Source organism: Vibrio sp. 10N.261.45.E2 (genome assembly GCF_002875705.1).
In the GTDB taxonomy this organism is placed as follows: domain Bacteria; phylum Pseudomonadota; class Gammaproteobacteria; order Enterobacterales; family Vibrionaceae; genus Vibrio.
Genome location: NZ_MCZZ01000143.1, coordinates 49,590 through 65,410 on the forward strand (window position 1 = coordinate 49,590; position 15,821 = coordinate 65,410).

The 15,821-nt window shown below is 43.4% G+C and carries 16 protein-coding genes; 10 read left to right on the plus strand and 6 right to left on the minus strand.

Annotation, left to right across the window (positions count from 1 at the left end; genetic code table 11):
• Window positions 1–5 precede the first annotated feature (5 nt).
• On the plus strand, window positions 6–272 hold the full coding sequence (locus tag BCT34_RS17990) for a DUF2960 domain-containing protein (RefSeq protein WP_076651615.1): 267 nt from the start codon (window positions 6–8) through the stop codon (window positions 270–272).
• A 179-nt stretch (window positions 273–451) separates the two neighbouring features.
• On the opposite strand, the gene nagK is transcribed toward BCT34_RS17990, so the two are convergent.
• Together nagK and BCT34_RS18000 are read right to left on the minus strand one after the other, a co-directional pair.
• On the minus strand, window positions 452–1,360 hold the full coding sequence (nagK, locus tag BCT34_RS17995) for an N-acetylglucosamine kinase (protein ID WP_050621335.1): 909 nt from the start codon (window positions 1,358–1,360) through the stop codon (window positions 452–454).
• A 163-nt stretch (window positions 1,361–1,523) separates the two neighbouring features.
• On the minus strand, window positions 1,524–2,270 hold the full coding sequence (locus BCT34_RS18000; protein ID WP_076651616.1) for a tRNA-uridine aminocarboxypropyltransferase: 747 nt from the start codon (window positions 2,268–2,270) through the stop codon (window positions 1,524–1,526).
• A 68-nt stretch (window positions 2,271–2,338) separates the two neighbouring features.
• On the opposite strand from BCT34_RS18000, the gene BCT34_RS18005 reads away from it, so the two are divergent.
• Window positions 2,339–3,142, plus strand: coding sequence for a sterol desaturase family protein (locus BCT34_RS18005; protein WP_076651617.1), 804 nt, complete (start codon window positions 2,339–2,341; stop codon window positions 3,140–3,142).
• 179 nt (window positions 3,143–3,321) lie between these two features.
• On the opposite strand, the gene BCT34_RS18010 is transcribed toward BCT34_RS18005, so the two are convergent.
• Complete coding sequence (locus BCT34_RS18010) at window positions 3,322–5,367, minus strand: methyl-accepting chemotaxis protein (protein WP_076651618.1); 2,046 nt, start codon at window positions 5,365–5,367, stop codon at window positions 3,322–3,324.
• A gap of 104 nt (window positions 5,368–5,471) precedes the next feature.
• On the opposite strand from BCT34_RS18010, the gene BCT34_RS18015 reads away from it, so the two are divergent.
• Window positions 5,472–5,957, plus strand: coding sequence for an NlpC/P60 family protein (locus tag BCT34_RS18015; protein WP_076651619.1), 486 nt, complete (start codon window positions 5,472–5,474; stop codon window positions 5,955–5,957).
• Between the two features lie 106 nt (window positions 5,958–6,063).
• On the opposite strand, the gene BCT34_RS18020 is transcribed toward BCT34_RS18015, so the two are convergent.
• On the minus strand, window positions 6,064–6,408 hold the full coding sequence (locus BCT34_RS18020; protein ID WP_010440912.1) for a DUF3802 family protein: 345 nt from the start codon (window positions 6,406–6,408) through the stop codon (window positions 6,064–6,066).
• 583 nt (window positions 6,409–6,991) lie between these two features.
• Between BCT34_RS18020 and BCT34_RS18025 the strand changes: the two genes are divergently transcribed.
• Together BCT34_RS18025 and BCT34_RS18030 are read left to right on the plus strand one after the other, a co-directional pair.
• Window positions 6,992–7,858, plus strand: a complete 867-nt coding sequence (locus BCT34_RS18025; protein ID WP_076651620.1) for a fructosamine kinase family protein — start codon at window positions 6,992–6,994, stop codon at window positions 7,856–7,858.
• 117 nt (window positions 7,859–7,975) lie between these two features.
• Complete coding sequence (locus BCT34_RS18030) at window positions 7,976–8,179, plus strand: CPXCG motif-containing cysteine-rich protein (protein ID WP_004733789.1); 204 nt, start codon at window positions 7,976–7,978, stop codon at window positions 8,177–8,179.
• Between the two features lie 152 nt (window positions 8,180–8,331).
• Here the strand turns inward: BCT34_RS18030 and BCT34_RS18035 are convergent, their stop codons facing one another.
• On the minus strand, window positions 8,332–8,940 hold the full coding sequence (locus BCT34_RS18035; RefSeq protein ID WP_076651621.1) for a riboflavin synthase subunit alpha: 609 nt from the start codon (window positions 8,938–8,940) through the stop codon (window positions 8,332–8,334).
• Window positions 8,941–9,101: 161 nt separating this feature from the next.
• Here BCT34_RS18035 and BCT34_RS18040 point away from each other — a divergent pair, with 161 nt between their 5' ends.
• Window positions 9,102–10,472, plus strand: coding sequence for an MATE family efflux transporter (locus BCT34_RS18040; protein ID WP_076651622.1), 1,371 nt, complete (start codon window positions 9,102–9,104; stop codon window positions 10,470–10,472).
• 91 nt (window positions 10,473–10,563) lie between these two features.
• Here the strand turns inward: BCT34_RS18040 and BCT34_RS18045 are convergent, their stop codons facing one another.
• Entirely contained in the window at window positions 10,564–11,406 is an 843-nt protein-coding gene (locus BCT34_RS18045; protein ID WP_076651623.1) for a DNA ligase, read from the minus strand.
• Window positions 11,407–11,701: 295 nt separating this feature from the next.
• Here BCT34_RS18045 and BCT34_RS18050 point away from each other — a divergent pair, with 295 nt between their 5' ends.
• The 4 genes from BCT34_RS18050 to BCT34_RS18065 all read left to right on the plus strand — a co-directional run bounded on the left by BCT34_RS18050 (window position 11,702) and on the right by BCT34_RS18065 (window position 15,715).
• Entirely contained in the window at window positions 11,702–12,031 is a 330-nt protein-coding gene (locus tag BCT34_RS18050; protein ID WP_076651624.1) for an STAS domain-containing protein, read from the plus strand.
• Window positions 12,032–12,093: 62 nt separating this feature from the next.
• Complete coding sequence (locus tag BCT34_RS18055) at window positions 12,094–12,930, plus strand: OmpA family protein (protein ID WP_076651625.1); 837 nt, start codon at window positions 12,094–12,096, stop codon at window positions 12,928–12,930.
• Window positions 12,927–15,026 carry an SLBB domain-containing protein gene (locus BCT34_RS18060; RefSeq protein ID WP_076651626.1) on the plus strand — a complete coding sequence of 700 codons (2,100 nt, stop codon included), beginning with the start codon at window positions 12,927–12,929 and terminating at the stop codon, window positions 15,024–15,026. The genes BCT34_RS18055 and BCT34_RS18060 overlap by 4 nt, the downstream gene beginning before the upstream one ends.
• Window positions 15,026–15,715, plus strand: a complete 690-nt coding sequence (locus tag BCT34_RS18065) for a tyrosine-protein kinase family protein (RefSeq protein WP_076651627.1) — start codon at window positions 15,026–15,028, stop codon at window positions 15,713–15,715. The genes BCT34_RS18060 and BCT34_RS18065 overlap by 1 nt, the downstream gene beginning before the upstream one ends.
• The last annotated feature ends 106 nt before the right edge of the window (window positions 15,716–15,821 follow it).

Sequence of the window (15,821 nt, forward strand, 5' to 3'; positions counted from 1 at the left end):
GCACCATGGCTCGTACCATTCTGTACACTTACAAAGATGAAGACAAAGAGTTACTGTTTTCAAAACAAGAACACCGCACGATCCAAGAAGCTGTAGCTGCAGCTGAAGGTATCGACATCACTGAGTATCTAAAAACTGAGCAGCAGCTTGAGTTGATTTCAGATACTAAAGCGGTTCGCAACTACCAAGACAACTACTTCCGCAAGCTAGGCTTTACTAAGCTTACGTTGAAGCAAAAAGACAACCTTGGTGTTGGTAAAAAGAAGAAGTAAGTCCTCTGACTCTTTTTCTTGATATGTAGCTTCTAGCTTTTCGCTTGTACTTAAGCTCTAAGAGCTAAAGAAACGAAAACACTGAACTACGAAAGCTTGAATATAAAAAATGCCGCAACCTCTTTCGAGATTGCGGCATTTTTATTTATGCTTTTAACTAGCTTAACGTTAAGTAGCGATTACTTAATGTTAAGGAATGCTGCGCCACGAACGCCGCCTGAATCACCATGCTTCGCTTTGATGATCTTAGGGCACTTCGCGACAGACAATAGGTATTTAGGAATACGCTTTGGCATCTCTTCGTAGATAAGCTCGAAGTTTGAAAGACCACCACCCAGTGCAACAACATGTGGGTCAAGGCCAGTGAACAAGTTCGCGAAACAGATAGCCAATAGCTCCATGAAACGGTCAACGTGCTCAGCAGCTTTCGCTTCACCTTCGTTGTACGCTTGAATAATCTCGATCGCTTTCTTCTTCTCGCCGAAGTAGTGCTCGTAAATCAGTTCAAAACCACGACCAGATAGGTAGCTGTCTAGACAACCTTTCTTGCCACAACCACAACCTAATAGCGGTGCGTTGTCACCAAGGTGGAACCATGCATCGATAGGAAGGCGCATATGGCCTAGCTCACCGGCTACGTGGTTACGACCAGAGAACACTTTACCTTCGTAAACTAAACCGCCGCCGAAGCCAGTGCCTAGAATTAGGCCCGCTACTGATGGTTCATCTTTCAGTTCGTCATCCCACGCTTCAGAAAGCGCAAAACAGTTCGCATCGTTTTCAATTTTTACACTACGACCAATCAGTGCTTCTAGGTCTTTACGTAGTGGTTTCCCCGTTGAAGCTGGTACGTTAACAACCAGCATAGTGCCGTCGTCAGCGTCTTCCATACCAGGAAGACCAAGACCAATTTTACCTTCGCAAGAAAATTCGTTGTCGTACTTCTTAACCAAACCGGCAATCGTATCAAGTAGCAGTTGATAATCTTCAGTAGGCGTTGGTACGCGTTCTGTTGCTACTCGCTCAAGTTTTTCATTGAACGCACCAAATTCAATTTTTGTGCCGCCAACATCGAAGCCGTAATACATGAAATCTCTCCAATTTTTCCCTAAATTCGGGCAAATAAATTTTTCAAATTAAACATCTAGGGAGCATTATCCATAACACTCCCCCTACAAACCGTGATAGATAACAAACTTATCTCGTGTTTGAATCTGATTGAACAACAAGTCAGCACAAAGCGGTTAAAGGTTAGAGTGACGTCTCACTTTTAGTGTGCTCTATGAAAGCGTTCAGGCTTGGTTTAGTTGGATCGGACTTATAACGCGTTTTGCTCAGCATATAGCTTTCGCGAAATGTCTCAAACCACAGCTGTAGAGTCTTAGCGCCCTGCTCTTCACCGGCTTGTTTCAGAACCAAGCTCGCCACTTCTGCAGTCGAAAGGTGTTGTTCATTGTCTGACTTACGCATCATGTATTGTGAAACCGATTCTGGTTCTATCGACAACACAGGTAAATCCTGTAAATACTCAGAACGTCTAAAGATACGTCTTGCTTCTCGCCAACTACCATCAATGAAGATCAGCAGTAACGTTTTGTTCGGATCACGCATTTCACCAAGATCAGCAACCACGCGCGATTTGTCATCGGTATAATCTTCAGGAAAAACCACGACAGGCTGATACTTATCGTTTTTCAACACATCAAGCATCTCTTGATTTGGCTCGGTTCGGTGCCAAAGATACGCATAGCTGTCTTTAACGGTATCTAGGATTAAACGACCCGTATTACTTGGCTTGAGTATTTCATTATCCGACAAGATCAACATGGTCGCGACGTTCGTATTGACGTCTGGTTGATGTTCGCAGATACAGCTGTCTTGTTTGATTTTACAGAACTCACATCGAACCACTTTGCAACCGCGCGCGTTAAACGGCTTGGTAGAAAGAGACAAACGGTGTTGATATAAACGGTGAAAAGCGTGGATTCTCATGGACAATAACGATAAATCTAGAAAAGTGGCACGATTGTACTTACAGTGTCCTTAGAATGATAGAAGGAATTCCCATGCAAGACCCATCACTGCTTCGCCTTGTTTGTTTTATTGTCGTTTTTGGATTGTGTGCGCTCTGGGAATACCGTTTTCCGCGTAAAACGCTCACTCAAAACAAATGGTTTCGATGGGGAAACAACTTCGCACTGGTTGGTTTGAACAGCTTGCTATTGGCAACTCTGATTCCTATCGCCGCATTTCAAGCAGCGGTTATTGCACAAGAAAATCAATGGGGTTTGTTTAACATCCTGTCACTTCCGAAAGAACTGACCATTTTAATCTGTGTATTGCTACTAGATTGCGCCATTTACCTGCAGCACTTGGTGTTTCACCGTGTTCCTTGGTTGTGGAAGTTACACCGAGTCCACCATGCAGATTTAGATATCGATGTCACAACTGGAACGCGCTTTCACCCTATAGAAATGATTCTTTCAATGATTATCAAAGTGAGCTTGGTGATCACACTTGGCGTCCCTATGATTGCGGTCGTGATCTTTGAAATTGTCCTAAATGCCAGTGCGATGTTTAATCACAGTAATGCACGTCTTCCGCTATGGTTTGATAAGCGATTAAGAAAAGTGATTGTGACACCTGACATGCATCGAGTGCATCACTCTGTGATCGTCAAGGAAACGCATTCAAACTTTGGTTTCTTTTTATCGGTGTGGGACATTTGGTTTAAGACTTACCGTGCTCAACCCAAGCTTGGTCACGATAAGGTGCAGATTGGTGTGCCCGAGATTCAAGATGGTAAAGAGCAACGTTTAGACTTGATGTTGCGTCAGCCCTTTGCACGATTCCCGACAACGAAAGACTAGTCTCCGGTTGTCTTTAGCTTATATCGAGTTCAAACCTACCTTGGTACTAAAAAACGCCCTTAGATTCTTTTGAGAATTTAAGGGCGTTTTTGTATCGATAACAATATATGTGTAGAGAGCGCTTAAACGAATGTAATTTCAGATTTAAATCAGCAGATCGATTACTTCCACACGTTCGCTTATTTCAGTACGTATTTATGAAGCATAGCTTGTTGGTGCCCTGCTATTTCTCCGACTTGTTCTGAACTCTCGATCATAGATTCAAGTTGCAGTTTAGTATTCTCACCTTGCTCAGATACTCGGGTGATTGAATGCGTAACATCAACAGTGGCACGAGCTTGTTGTTCGGTCGCCACCATAATTTGCTCGACACGGCCTTTGATCTGGCTAACCGCGATTTCGATTTTCTCGAAGGCCTGCTTCACATCACCACTGGTTTGCAGTGCATTTGCCATTTCGCTTCTTGATTCTGTTACAGAAGCGCGTGAGCGATCAGCTGCTGCCACCAGCTCGTTCATCATGTTTCGAATATTGGTCGTTTGCTGGGATGTGCCACTCGCTAATTTGCGCACTTCATCTGCAACAACTGCAAAGCCTCGACCTTGTTCACCTGCGCGCGCTGCCTCTATTGCGGCGTTAAGAGCCAATAAGTTGGTGTTTTCTGCGATGCCGCTGATCATGTCGACCATTTCACGAATCTGTTTCACTCGAGCATCCAAGTCAGCCATCGATTCTTCGTTCATGCTGAGGGATTGGTCTAAAGCGTGTAAGCGTTGCTGATTCAGACCAACGACCTGGCTGCCATTGACGGATTCATCTTCGGCTATCTGCGCATCGTCGTTTGATGCATTCGAGATTCGAGCAATCTCACTAATGGATGCTTCAAGTTCTGTAATTGTAGCGATCATATTCTGTAGCGATTCATTTTGCTCGTTCAAGCTTGAATTGGTTTGCTCGGCAGCGTCATGGCTTACTTCAGCGGTTTGATAAAGCGTTTCACAGTTGCGCGTTACCAAACGAACCGAGTCAGCGGTTGAATCTACGACCGTATTTAGCTTCGAAGTAATAGCCTGCAGCTCTCGCGGCCCCAGCAGCTCACTCTGTTTAGAGAAGTCATGATCTGCGAGTAAACTCAGTTGTTGAGTAATGTTTTTAAGCCCTTTATTCATCCAACGACGTAGTACGAACCATGAGATCACGATGATTACGGCAATCACTAGTCCGCTGATAAACAACACACGGTCGATGTTAGAAATAGTTTGATTAACGATGAGCTCGCTTTCATCGATCAGTTGGGAAGCTGTAGAGGAGAGTTGATTTAGCGTGTTGATAACCGTATTTGCTAATGTAATCACTTGGGCTAGGTTTTGCTCTTGTTGTTGAACCAGTTCCAGCTTCAAAAGAAGCTGTTTGATTACACCTTCTTCGGTAAAGCCTTCTTTCACCATCTCATAGGGCGCGGTTAAACTCGCGAACTCAGCGATGTCAGGGTGCCAGTCGGCAAAATCGCTATAAGCCAAGTTGAGGCCTGCAATTCGGTTTCTCAATTGACGATATTCATCGCGTGCTTTATCAAGGTCAGATTGCATCATCAAGATCAAAAAAGTATTTGCCATAGCAGACGCACTAGACGTGAATCGATTCGCAGCATCGCTCGCTTCCGGATTGTCTTCAACCAAGAATGAACTGATTCGATTCATTTCTGGCCCAATAGATCCAACACCATAACGGAACTCGCCCATTTTGCTGTCGATTAAATTTTGTTTACTTTGAATCTCAATTTGCGCCATGAGAACCGTGTTGGTCATGGCTTGCAGCTGTGCCATGTCATCGATAAGGTTTTGTTGTTGCTCTAAAGAAATCGCATCAGGAAAAGACTGGGAGATAAAAAGAAGTTCCTCTAGCGTGGTGTTACTCTCTGTCGCGAGTTGGTCAATTGAACCCCTAGTCGCGTTTAATGTATCTAGGTCAGTTGATTGGGTACTGTAGGTAAGGAGCTTTACCTGTTCTAACACGCTTTGCGTCAATTCGGCGTTGTGTAAAGCAAGGGGCAATGCCTGTTCTGATAGTGCGTCAAAATGTCCCCCGACCCGTTCAACTCCCCGAATGCTCACCATTGATAAAAAACTAACGAGTAAAAGAATGGAAATAAATACAGCAGTAACGGTTTGAATGAGCGAGAATGTATAACGTGAGGGTTTTATTGATAAATTTGTGTCAGGCATGTGAAGTCCAGTTTGACTGCGAAAAGAGATATCCTTAAGTTAGTCCGTATACTAGAAGTCCTTGATGACGTTTTTATTTCAGTTTTTTGTCAGAAGAGTTACATATGAAAATCAGAAAAATGGCTGTAGTTACAATAACTTTAGCAACATTGGCTGCTTGTAGCTCGTCACCATCGCCTTCTCAGCTTAGTCAAACTGCTCAGAAGCCCTTATCCAAGTCAGAACAATTGACTACCAATGCTTATATGAGCGTGTATGAGCAATGGAAAGGTGTGCCATACCATTTCGGTGGGACATCATTTAGAGGTATAGATTGCTCTGCTTTTGTTCAAATCGCCGTTCAGAATGCGACTCAACAAGCCCTACCGAGAACCACAAAAGACCAGAGCAAAAAGGGAAAAGAAATAGCGTATGAACAGGCATCGAGTGGTGACTTGGTATTTTTCAAGACTTCAATGACAGTACGGCACGTAGGCGTTTATTTAGGGAATAATCAATTCCTACATGCTTCGACATCGAAAGGAGTCATTATATCGAGATTAGATAACCCTTATTGGGCATCCAAATTTTGGCATTTCAGGCGTTTATAGCGGTTTGAAAGATAAACCGCTGGTGACGTAACTTTAGAAGATACGACTCAAACGCCCTTTGTTCTTTAACCTGACCCGTTACGACAATAAATGGCCAAACAAACGGTTAATCGTACTTAGCAACAGCAGTATCAAACAGGTTCTTAACTAGCGCGATGTACTCATCAAGGAATACGATTTGTTCGTTAGTCGCTTTCTTAGCCCAAACACCCGCTAACACTTCACCAAGATCCGCTACTACGGCATCTGCTTCTTTCAACAGTTGAAAACGAACGCTTGAATGCAATTCAGGGTTTTGCTCGAAAATAGCCATGATGTTCGTTGAAATCATGTCTGTGACGATGTCTTCAACACTCTCATTACCTGTATCGCCGTTACTATTGGTAAACACGTCCAGATTAAATGATAGGTGCTCGATCAAAGCCAAATAGCCATCGGTTTCTACAACCACAATAATTCTCCGTTTTAAGCCCGAGAGCAGATTAGTACGTATTTGCCTAATACTATGTAAATGCAGCTATTTGTCATCACTTTATTACCCAAAACCGCATTAAAATGATCCTAGTTAGTATTTCAGCTTAAATCTAAATCAATTTAGCTCTGTGCGTATACCCGCTGACTTAAGTTACAGGTTAAAGCACGCGCTACAAAGTGTAAGGCAAACTTTAAAGCAACGTATTGCGCCAGTTAACAATAGCCGTTTAACTTACTCTAAAAGCTCATTTAAATTTATGGGTAGACAATAACAAGCTCAAACTACTTTTCCAGTTTGTGGTGTTCAAAACCGTTTCGATTGTGAGACCAGTTCCAAACTACGTCACCATGTCAGATCTCTAATTTATGTTTGTATTTCAACGAGCTTGAATCAGTTCGAGTTCACACTTCGGCCAATTGACTCAACATAAGCTAAAGAAGAACTAAGAACATTGACGAGTGCGTCTATAAATTGCTCAGATTTATCCTAAACTATTGCTATCAAACAAACAGTATTCCAAAGCTTCAATCTTTTAACTTTCAGTCTTTGAGGATTTCCTATGTGGCAGGCCATTTCTCAACAACTTTCCGATACGCTTCTTTTTAACTTTCAGATTACTGAACGCACCAAGGTCTCTGGTGGCGACATTAACGATTGCTATATGATCAGCGATGGTAATGAACGTTACTTTGTGAAAGTGAATCAGCGAGAATTTTTACCTAAGTTTGAAATTGAAGCTGAGAACCTGCGTTTGTTAAGAGAAACCTCCACCGTTTACGTCCCTGAATTGGTACTTATTGGCAAAACCAAAGAGTGTTCGTTCATTATTCTCAATTACTTGCCAACCAAACCGCTCGATACAGGCAACAATAGCTTTGATTTTGGTGTACAGCTTGCGCAACTTCATCTATGGGGCGAGCAAAAAGAGTTTGGTTGCGACCAAGACAACTATATCGGCAGCACACTTCAGCCTAACCCTTGGCACAAGAAATGGGGACGCTTTTTCTCTGAGCAACGTATTGGTTTCCAACTCCAGTTGCTAAAAGAGAAAGGCATCGAATTTGGTGATATTGATGACATCGTTGATGTAGTCAATATGCGCCTTGCCGGTCATAACCCCCGCCCTTCTTTGCTTCATGGTGATCTTTGGAATGGTAATGTAGCGAACTCAGCCTTTGGACCTATCTGCTACGACCCAGCATGTTATTGGGGCGATCACGAATGCGACTTGGCGTTAACGGAATTGTTTGAAGGGTTTCCAAAAGAGTTTTATGAAGGTTACGAAAGCGTCAATCCACTCGACGTTGGTTATACTGATCGGAAAGACATTTACAACTTGTACCATCTTCTTAACCACTGCAATCAATTTGGCGGAGAGTATTTAGCTCAAACTGAAGCATGTATTCAGAAGATACAGGCCGTTTAATACCAATCACAGCGAGTCGTAACCAACAGCGTAAGTTTCTAAAAGTTACACCAGCTACTGCGATTTGCACAAGCTACTACCTACGATTGATACAAGTTACAGTGAGGAGAATTCGTCATGCATAAGTACACAGAGAAACATGTCTCCTGCCCCCACTGTGGGCATGCAATTAGCATAACGCTTGATGCTTCTAACGGAAGCCAAGATTTTTATGATGACTGCCCAGCGTGCTGCAATGCCATTCACCTCGACATGCAAGTAGACGAAGTAAGAGACAGAATTAATCTCTCAATTGATGCAGACGATGAACAAGTCTTCTAACACACCTATGATCTTGTCGAGTTAGAATGAAGCTTAAATTTGCGGCTACCCCGCTAAAAAAACAAAAGAGCACATAACGTGCTCTTTTTTAATATCTTCGATTCTTTACTTCGTATCCTATACAAGCTAACGCTGCTTATAAGCCACCACTATTACTTCTGGTTCGCTAATACGCGTTCAACCGTATCAACAATCGCCTGTGTTTGAGGATCAAATTCAATGTTTACTTGATCGCCCACTTCACGGCCGCCAAACAAAGTACGATTCAGTGTTTCTGGAATCAGGTGAACAGAGAAACGGTTCTCTTCCACTTCGCCGATCGTCAATGAACAACCATCAACACCAATGTAACCCTTGCTCAACACATACTTCATTGACTCTTGTGGTAGTTCAAACCAAAGCGTGCGGTTGTTTTCTGTTTTAATTACATCAACGAGGTTAGCCATCAAGGTAATGTGGCCAGACATGCTATGCCCGCCAATTTCGTCACCAAACTTTGCTGCACGCTCAACATTCACTTTGTCACCAACATTCAGTTGGCCTAAGTTCGTTAATCGCAATGTGGCTTGCATTAAATCAAAAGCAATCTGGTTGCCTGAAATTTCCGTTACCGTTAAGCAACAACCGTTATGAGCTACTGAAGCACCAATTGCCAATCCTTCGAGCATTTCGTCGCTTAACTCGATGGTATGAGTTTGAAACAGCTCTTTTTTGTTTATCGCAACCAGTGTTGCCATGCCTTGAACGATACCTGTAAACATAAGATTCCTATTTAGCATTCTAGTAACAGTTTTTCATAGCAGTTATTGTGACATTTCTTTATGATTCGTCCAGTGGAAGCTTAAGATCATTGCGTCTGATTCCTTCAGAATGTCCTTTCCTACACTATTATTCTAATTTTCCCTCTTATTTGGAGTTGTTTGTGCATCGTTACAAAGAAGAATCCTCGAATCTAATTAAACTTGCGACCCCAGTATTGATCGCATCTGTTGCACAAACTGGAATGGGTTTTGTTGATACCGTAATGGCCGGTGGCGTAAGTGCTATCGATATGGCGGCGGTTTCAATTGCGGCAAGTATTTGGCTACCATCAATCTTATTTGGTGTCGGTTTATTGATGGCGTTGGTTCCTGTCGTTGCACAATTGAATGGTTCTGGTCGACAAGTAAAAATCCCATTCGAGATTCAACAAGGGGCGTTTTTAGCGCTTGTTATCTCTCTTCCTATCATTGGCGTACTGTTCCAGACGCAAATGATATTGGAATGGATGGATATCGAACATCTCATGGCAGAAAAGACCATCGGTTATATGAATGCGGTGATGTTTGCTGTACCTGCATTTTTGTTGTTCCAAACATTGCGAAGCTTTACAGATGGTATGTCTTTGACTAAGCCTGCAATGGTGATCGGTTTTATTGGTCTGCTATTAAACATCCCGCTGAACTGGATGTTCGTATACGGAAAGCTTGGTGCTCCAGCACTGGGTGGCGTTGGCTGTGGCGTGGCAACGGCTATCGTATATTGGGTGATGTTCTCACTGCTGTTCGCTTACGTTTTAACATCTAAGCGATTAGCGAAAATCAACATCTTCGGTACGTTCCACAAGCCGCAACTTAAAGCTCAAATTCGTTTGTTTAAACTGGGTTTCCCTGTGGCGGCCGCTATCTTCTTCGAGGTAACCCTATTCGCGGTGGTTTCTCTGTTGGTTGCCCCATTAGGCTCATTGATTGTTGCGGCGCACCAAGTCGCGATCAACTTCTCTTCGTTGGTTTTCATGATTCCAATGAGTATCGGTGCAGCGGTGAGTATTCGTGTTGGCCATAAATTGGGTGAAAACAACACCGAGGGCGCGAAGATCGCAACACACGTGGGTATCATTGTTGGTTTAGTTACAGCCTTAATGACAGCGGCATTAACTGTTCTATTCAGAGAGCAAGTTGCATTACTTTACACAGAGAACACCGCGGTAATTACCGTTGCCATGCAATTACTTTGGTTCGCGGCCGTTTATCAATGCACTGACGCAATCCAAGTTATTGCAGCAGGTGCTTTGCGTGGCTACAAAGACATGCGTTCAATCTTCAACATTACCTTCGTTGCTTATTGGTTACTTGGTCTACCTATCGGTTACATCTTGGGTATGAAAGATTGGATTGTTGAGCCTATGGGCGCGCATGGCTTCTGGATTGGTTTCATTGTTGGTCTAACATCAGCTGCGATAATGCTGGGTATGCGCCTACACTGGATGCACAAGCAAGACGATGAAGTTCAATTAGAATTTAGCTCTCGTTAGACTCATATTTACTCAATCGATATCCAATACACAAAGAGCTCTGATTTTCAGGGCTCTTTTTCATTTACTGGTCAGCTAGATAACATACGCCCTAATACTCACTCTTCTCTCTGACGAAACGGGCAAACTTGGGCTTTCCGTTTTGAGTAAAGCCATTGTAGCGAAAGGTAATGCGGCTACCGATCTCTGGCGGTGCAAGTCTCATTTGGTCACTGAACCCGCTGCCTATATAAAATTCCACACCCTCTTGCGTTTGAACCAAAATTGACCCCATCATCCCTTTATACTTACCTGTCCCGCCTTTATAACCAATAACCGTTGCTTCTGCATCATGATGCCTTTTCAGCTTTAACAGGTCATTACTTCGGCCGGCTTGATAGCGACTTGTGATCTTTCTGAGCATCAAACCTTCGCCATTACTCTCATCAACATTATCGAGCTGATGAAACAATGCTTCTTCACTTTGAATCGGTACATGTTCTATGTAGCTGACATGCGGTTCTCCAATTACGCTGACCCAATGCAAGATGTTGTAATAGCGTTTTTGATAATCACCTGCAGCACCGGGCATATCAAACAACATAAAATCGATTTGACGCCACGCTGTGTCACTCGGCGTATGGTCGAGAACAGTGGATTGAACCAAATGGAATTTGCCTCTTCCTGCCCACAACTCCCCTTCGAGATGCACACTAGGTAAGTTTTCGGTAAACCATTTCGGTGAGTAAATACGATTTCCGTTACGAGTGTATAGATGCTTTCCGTCCCATAGTGCCCGAATCCCATCAAGCTTTTCACTCTTCCAGTATTCTGAAACATCGATTCCTTGCTGGTAGGAGTTCGCAAGCACCAAATAGTCAGGGGGTAAATAGGATGAATGAGATGAAAACGAACACGCCCATAGAGTCGCTAAAGCCAGTTTGGTTAATCTCATCATCTACTCCGTATCAAAAACTCCTTTAATCCTAAGTGCTCCAACACGCAGTTAGAAAATCTTTGCCATAAGATGCGATCAACTCATCAATCTTATTTAACTATTTCCTTTCATTGATCAAATTAATGACTCATCAGTCTCATATGTTCCGCCGTTTTTAGTTCTCATATTGAGAAACGCCTTTTCTCAATATGAGAGATAAATTGGCGTTAAATATAAGTCATTGAAAAATAACAATATAAAAGTTGGCACATTCAGTGCAATTGTTCTTACATACTTAAAAGGAGATACCGCTATGGAACTACGTAAAATTGATTTGAATACAACGACACTGACTCTTTCTATCTTCGGTGATTTGGATGCAGCAGGCAGTCGTGACGCACAAACAGACATCGATGATGTAATTTCTAATGATGGACACCCTGAAATCGAAGTTGATTTTAGTGAAGTTGAGTTTCTAGATTCATCTGGTGTTGGTGCAATTGTTTACATGTTCAAACGTCTGACTGAGCGCGAACGTAACATGCGACTTGAAAATGTGACGGGGCAGCCCCTTGAAATTATGAATCTGCTACGTATTGGCCACGCTATCCCAGTAAATTCAAAAAATCCTACAATTTCATGAAGATCCACTAAGCTAGAAGTAACAAAAAATAATAATAAAAATTAGAAACATAGGACGTTGGCATGAAAATACTGAAAAACCACATAGCCCTTTCTCTGTCCGCTCTCGTTCTGGGTGGCTGTACTAGCTATCCAGAACAAGGCACCGGAGGTTTGGCTGAAAGTTATGATTCTATCAACTATCAAAATTCAGACTTCTCTCCCGTAATGCCAGACGAGCCTCTTGGCCCAGAACATGGATTACGTTTTGATTGGCAGCTCGCAAAATTACATCTTGATGCTCTTATTCAAGAAGGTGCTCGTTGGTGTTTTCCTGCCGCGGTTGTTCAAGCGATAGAAAAGCAAAACCGTATTGCACGTGAACTTCAAGGTGGCCTACTTCTAGATGCAGCCAACGACTTAGTCATCCAAAGAAAACGCCTTAACGAACTTGAAGTTCAATTGGATTACGTAACCTCGCAAGCCCGCTGTGAGCCACCAAAAAACGAAAATCAATTTAGAATGCAATTGTCGGTGATCGAACAGTTGTATGACCTGCTAAACGTTGACAACCAATTCGCCGAAGGTTCGATTGAAGTCAATCCGAAGTACATGGGAAGACTTGCGGAAGCAACCAGCCTACTTAAAGAACACAAATCTCTAGACCTTGTTGTTACAGGCCACGCTGATGCAACTGGCAGTGAAGAATACAACGATAAGTTAGCACTTGGACGAGCTAAGCAAGTCGAACGCTACCTAACTATTTTTGGCCTAGGCGCACAACGAATCAAAGCTGTCTCTGTTGGTGAAACTGTTCCTCTATTCGAAGGTGAATCTGACGGTACACGTTTAACTAACCGCCGCGTCAGCATCGAAGTTATCTCGCCTAAGAATGCAGAGAAAATGGGAGGTGGGCTATGAAATCATTGATCGCTTTTATCATCACCCTGTCACTATGCTTTGCGAATGCTGTGAGTGCTAATGACGAGTTTTCAGACGCGGTTCAAGTCGGTGACCTTATCCAAGTTAATGTACCCGGAGAAAGCACCTTGAACACGGGTTTCCAAGTGGACAAGCGTGGCCGCATTGCCCTTCCAGAAGTGGGCGCTGTGTTTGTCGCAGGTTATGACAGCGAACAGCTTAACAAAGTCGTTCTAGAATCACTGGCAACGGCTTATAAAGATCTGTCGAACGCGTCTGTGTATGTAAAAGAACAGCAAATCATCATCTACGTACAAGGTTATGTAGAACAACCCGGCGAATATACACTTTCATTAGGTTCAAGCATCCAAATGGCGCTTTATGCTGCGGGTGGCTTACGACCTGGTGCACAACTAGACAAGCTTATTCTTAAACGTGGGGCTGATAAGAAAGAGTTTAACTACAAACGATTCCTCGATTCAGGCGACGAGTCAACTCTACCTACCCTTCAATCGCTGGATTCACTGTTTGTTCCTGCTTCTCCGTTAGTTGGGAACATCGAACAAGAGTTCGACGCAGCAAAACTTGCTAACTCGGGTGACAGCGCGGATTCTCGAAACTCTATTAAGGTCTTTGGTGAGGTAAACGCACCGGGGTCATTTACTTACAAAGAGAACACCGACCTTGTCGACGTATTAATGCGTTCAGGTGGTGTTACTCGCTATGCCAGTGTTGAACAAATCCGCGTAATTTCAAACAACACGCCAACCTTATTTAACCTTAAGCGATACTTAGACTCCGGTGATGAAAGTCTGCTTCCAGTTTTACGCCCGGGTGCGACCATTTTCGTGCCAAAGCAAGAGGAAGAAATCAAATCTGGCGCAAACATGGTTTACGTTATGGGTGAAGTAGCTGCTCCCGGTGCATTTGAAGGCAAACGAGACGCAACATTCATGGATATCCTTGCCAATGCAGGCGGCCCCACTCGATTTGCAGAATCACGACAAATCCGTGTCATTAAAGCCGATGGCAGAGTGCTTAAATTCGATTTGGCGGCTTACACCGAAGGTCTACCTAACTCCAACCCACCGAGTATTAAAGCTGGTGACGCGATTTTCGTTCCTGAGAAAACCGATATGAACGAGAAGTCTTGGTTGAAAATTACACCAGACAGAGCGGTTAACGTCATTGGCGAAGTGAACCGTCCTGGTCGTATTGAATGGTCAGATGAAATGAACTTCATGGGATTGTTGGCTCACGTCGGTGGCCCTACGCTACGTGCTGACACATCAAAAATCGAAGTGGTTACTGGTAGAAAGTTAGTCGTCTTTAACCTTGACGAATTTATTCGAAATGGCGCACCACGTGACCAAATGCCTCAAATTCGCGCGGGTTCTATCGTGCGAGTTCACGACTTGCCACAAGATCCATCAGACAATAAATCTCAATGGGTTCGTCAAAGCTCTGATGCTTCGATCTACATCTTTGGTCAAGTGAATGCACCCGGTCGTTACCGCTTCACTAAGGACATGCACTTTCTAGATATCTTGTCTGCGGCTGATGGCCCGACGAAAGATGCCGACATCCACAACGTTCGCGTCACGCACCGTGACAAAACCTACTCACAAGTAAGCAAACTCAATTTATCACTGTACTTCGAAACGGGTGACGAATCCTTACTACCACACGTAACCACCGGTGACACCATTTATATCCCAGAGAAAGGTAAAAACTGGTTAGATACACCGAAAGAAGAAACCGTTCGTGTACTTGGTGCGATTAATAATCCAGGACGTTATGTGTTCAACGACAACATGACCATTCTCGATATCTTGGCAGAAGCGGCAGGCCCTACTGACAATGCTTACGTAGAGAAAATTACTATCGTGAATATGTCTTGCTGCCAAGGTCAAGCTCGTACCTTTGACCTTGTTGAGTTCAGTAAAACAGCCAATATTTACAACCTACCTGTGCTACGCGCTGGTGACACGATTTACATCCCAGACCGTCGCGAAAGCTTTATCGAGAAAGCTCGCGTCGGACTTGATGACATACTACGAATTACCACCACTATCGTACTAATAGGAGCTTTATAATGACTATTTCAGCAACCCATGCCGAAGTCGAGCAACTGTATTTAGCTTCTGAACTTAACGGCCAAAAATCTATATGCGTGACTGCCTGCCATTCAGGTGACGGGGTAACATCTGTTGCAACCGCATTAGCAGAGCGTTTTCTTCTTGCTGGTCATTCAACGCTTTATGTCGATCTCAACTTGTTCAATCCTGCTTTCAAAGATTTGAATATGCTAGAAGACAATCAGCAGGGTCAATTGATAGAACATGTTGAATCTCACCGTACGTTTATTGGTGTTCCCGCTCCACAAGTCGCTTCAACACAATTGGCTTATAAAGATCCGGCGACGTTACAAAAAGTAGTGAACAAATGGTTAGAGAAATACGATAGAGTCATCATCGACACCTCTCCACTTCTCAACATCAACAAAGGTAACATCCCGGCGCAGTCTGTGGCGAGTGCTTGTGACAGCACACTGATGGTTATCGCGTACGGTGAAACTTCAAGTCACCACCTAGAACAAGCGAAAAAGCTGCTTGATGCACAAAGTATCAATCTAATGGGCAGTGTGATGAACATGAAACAAACACCTAGCTTTGCACAAGAGCTGGTAAGACAAATCAATCGAATGAAATTCATACCCGCTAAGCTTCGTGATAGTTTGACAAACAAACTGTATCAAAATGAGTTTTTGAACCTGCCAATGTAACTTTGTTCTGCCTCTTTATGGTTGTCAGATTACCTCTGACAACCACCACTCCGATGACTCTTCAAGGTAAATCCACCAGAACAAAATTCCGCATTTTTGGCGAAAT

Excerpts from the sequence above, each read along its gene's own strand:
- BCT34_RS17990 (WP_076651615.1), top strand. The coding sequence starts at position 6 with ATGGCTCGTACCATTCTGTACACTTACAAAGATGAAGACAAAGAGTTA.
- nagK (WP_050621335.1), bottom strand. The coding sequence starts at position 1,360 with ATGTATTACGGCTTCGATGTTGGCGGCACAAAAATTGAATTTGGTGCG.
- BCT34_RS18005 (WP_076651617.1), top strand. The coding sequence starts at position 2,339 with ATGCAAGACCCATCACTGCTTCGCCTTGTTTGTTTTATTGTCGTTTTT.
- BCT34_RS18010 (WP_076651618.1), bottom strand. The coding sequence starts at position 5,367 with ATGCCTGACACAAATTTATCAATAAAACCCTCACGTTATACATTCTCG.
- BCT34_RS18015 (WP_076651619.1), top strand. The coding sequence starts at position 5,472 with ATGAAAATCAGAAAAATGGCTGTAGTTACAATAACTTTAGCAACATTG.
- BCT34_RS18025 (WP_076651620.1), top strand. The coding sequence starts at position 6,992 with ATGTGGCAGGCCATTTCTCAACAACTTTCCGATACGCTTCTTTTTAAC.
- BCT34_RS18030 (WP_004733789.1), top strand. The coding sequence starts at position 7,976 with ATGCATAAGTACACAGAGAAACATGTCTCCTGCCCCCACTGTGGGCAT.
- BCT34_RS18035 (WP_076651621.1), bottom strand. The coding sequence starts at position 8,940 with ATGTTTACAGGTATCGTTCAAGGCATGGCAACACTGGTTGCGATAAAC.
- BCT34_RS18045 (WP_076651623.1), bottom strand. The coding sequence starts at position 11,406 with ATGAGATTAACCAAACTGGCTTTAGCGACTCTATGGGCGTGTTCGTTT.
- BCT34_RS18050 (WP_076651624.1), top strand. The coding sequence starts at position 11,702 with ATGGAACTACGTAAAATTGATTTGAATACAACGACACTGACTCTTTCT.
- BCT34_RS18055 (WP_076651625.1), top strand. The coding sequence starts at position 12,094 with ATGAAAATACTGAAAAACCACATAGCCCTTTCTCTGTCCGCTCTCGTT.
- BCT34_RS18060 (WP_076651626.1), top strand. The coding sequence starts at position 12,927 with ATGAAATCATTGATCGCTTTTATCATCACCCTGTCACTATGCTTTGCG.
- BCT34_RS18065 (WP_076651627.1), top strand. The coding sequence starts at position 15,026 with ATGACTATTTCAGCAACCCATGCCGAAGTCGAGCAACTGTATTTAGCT.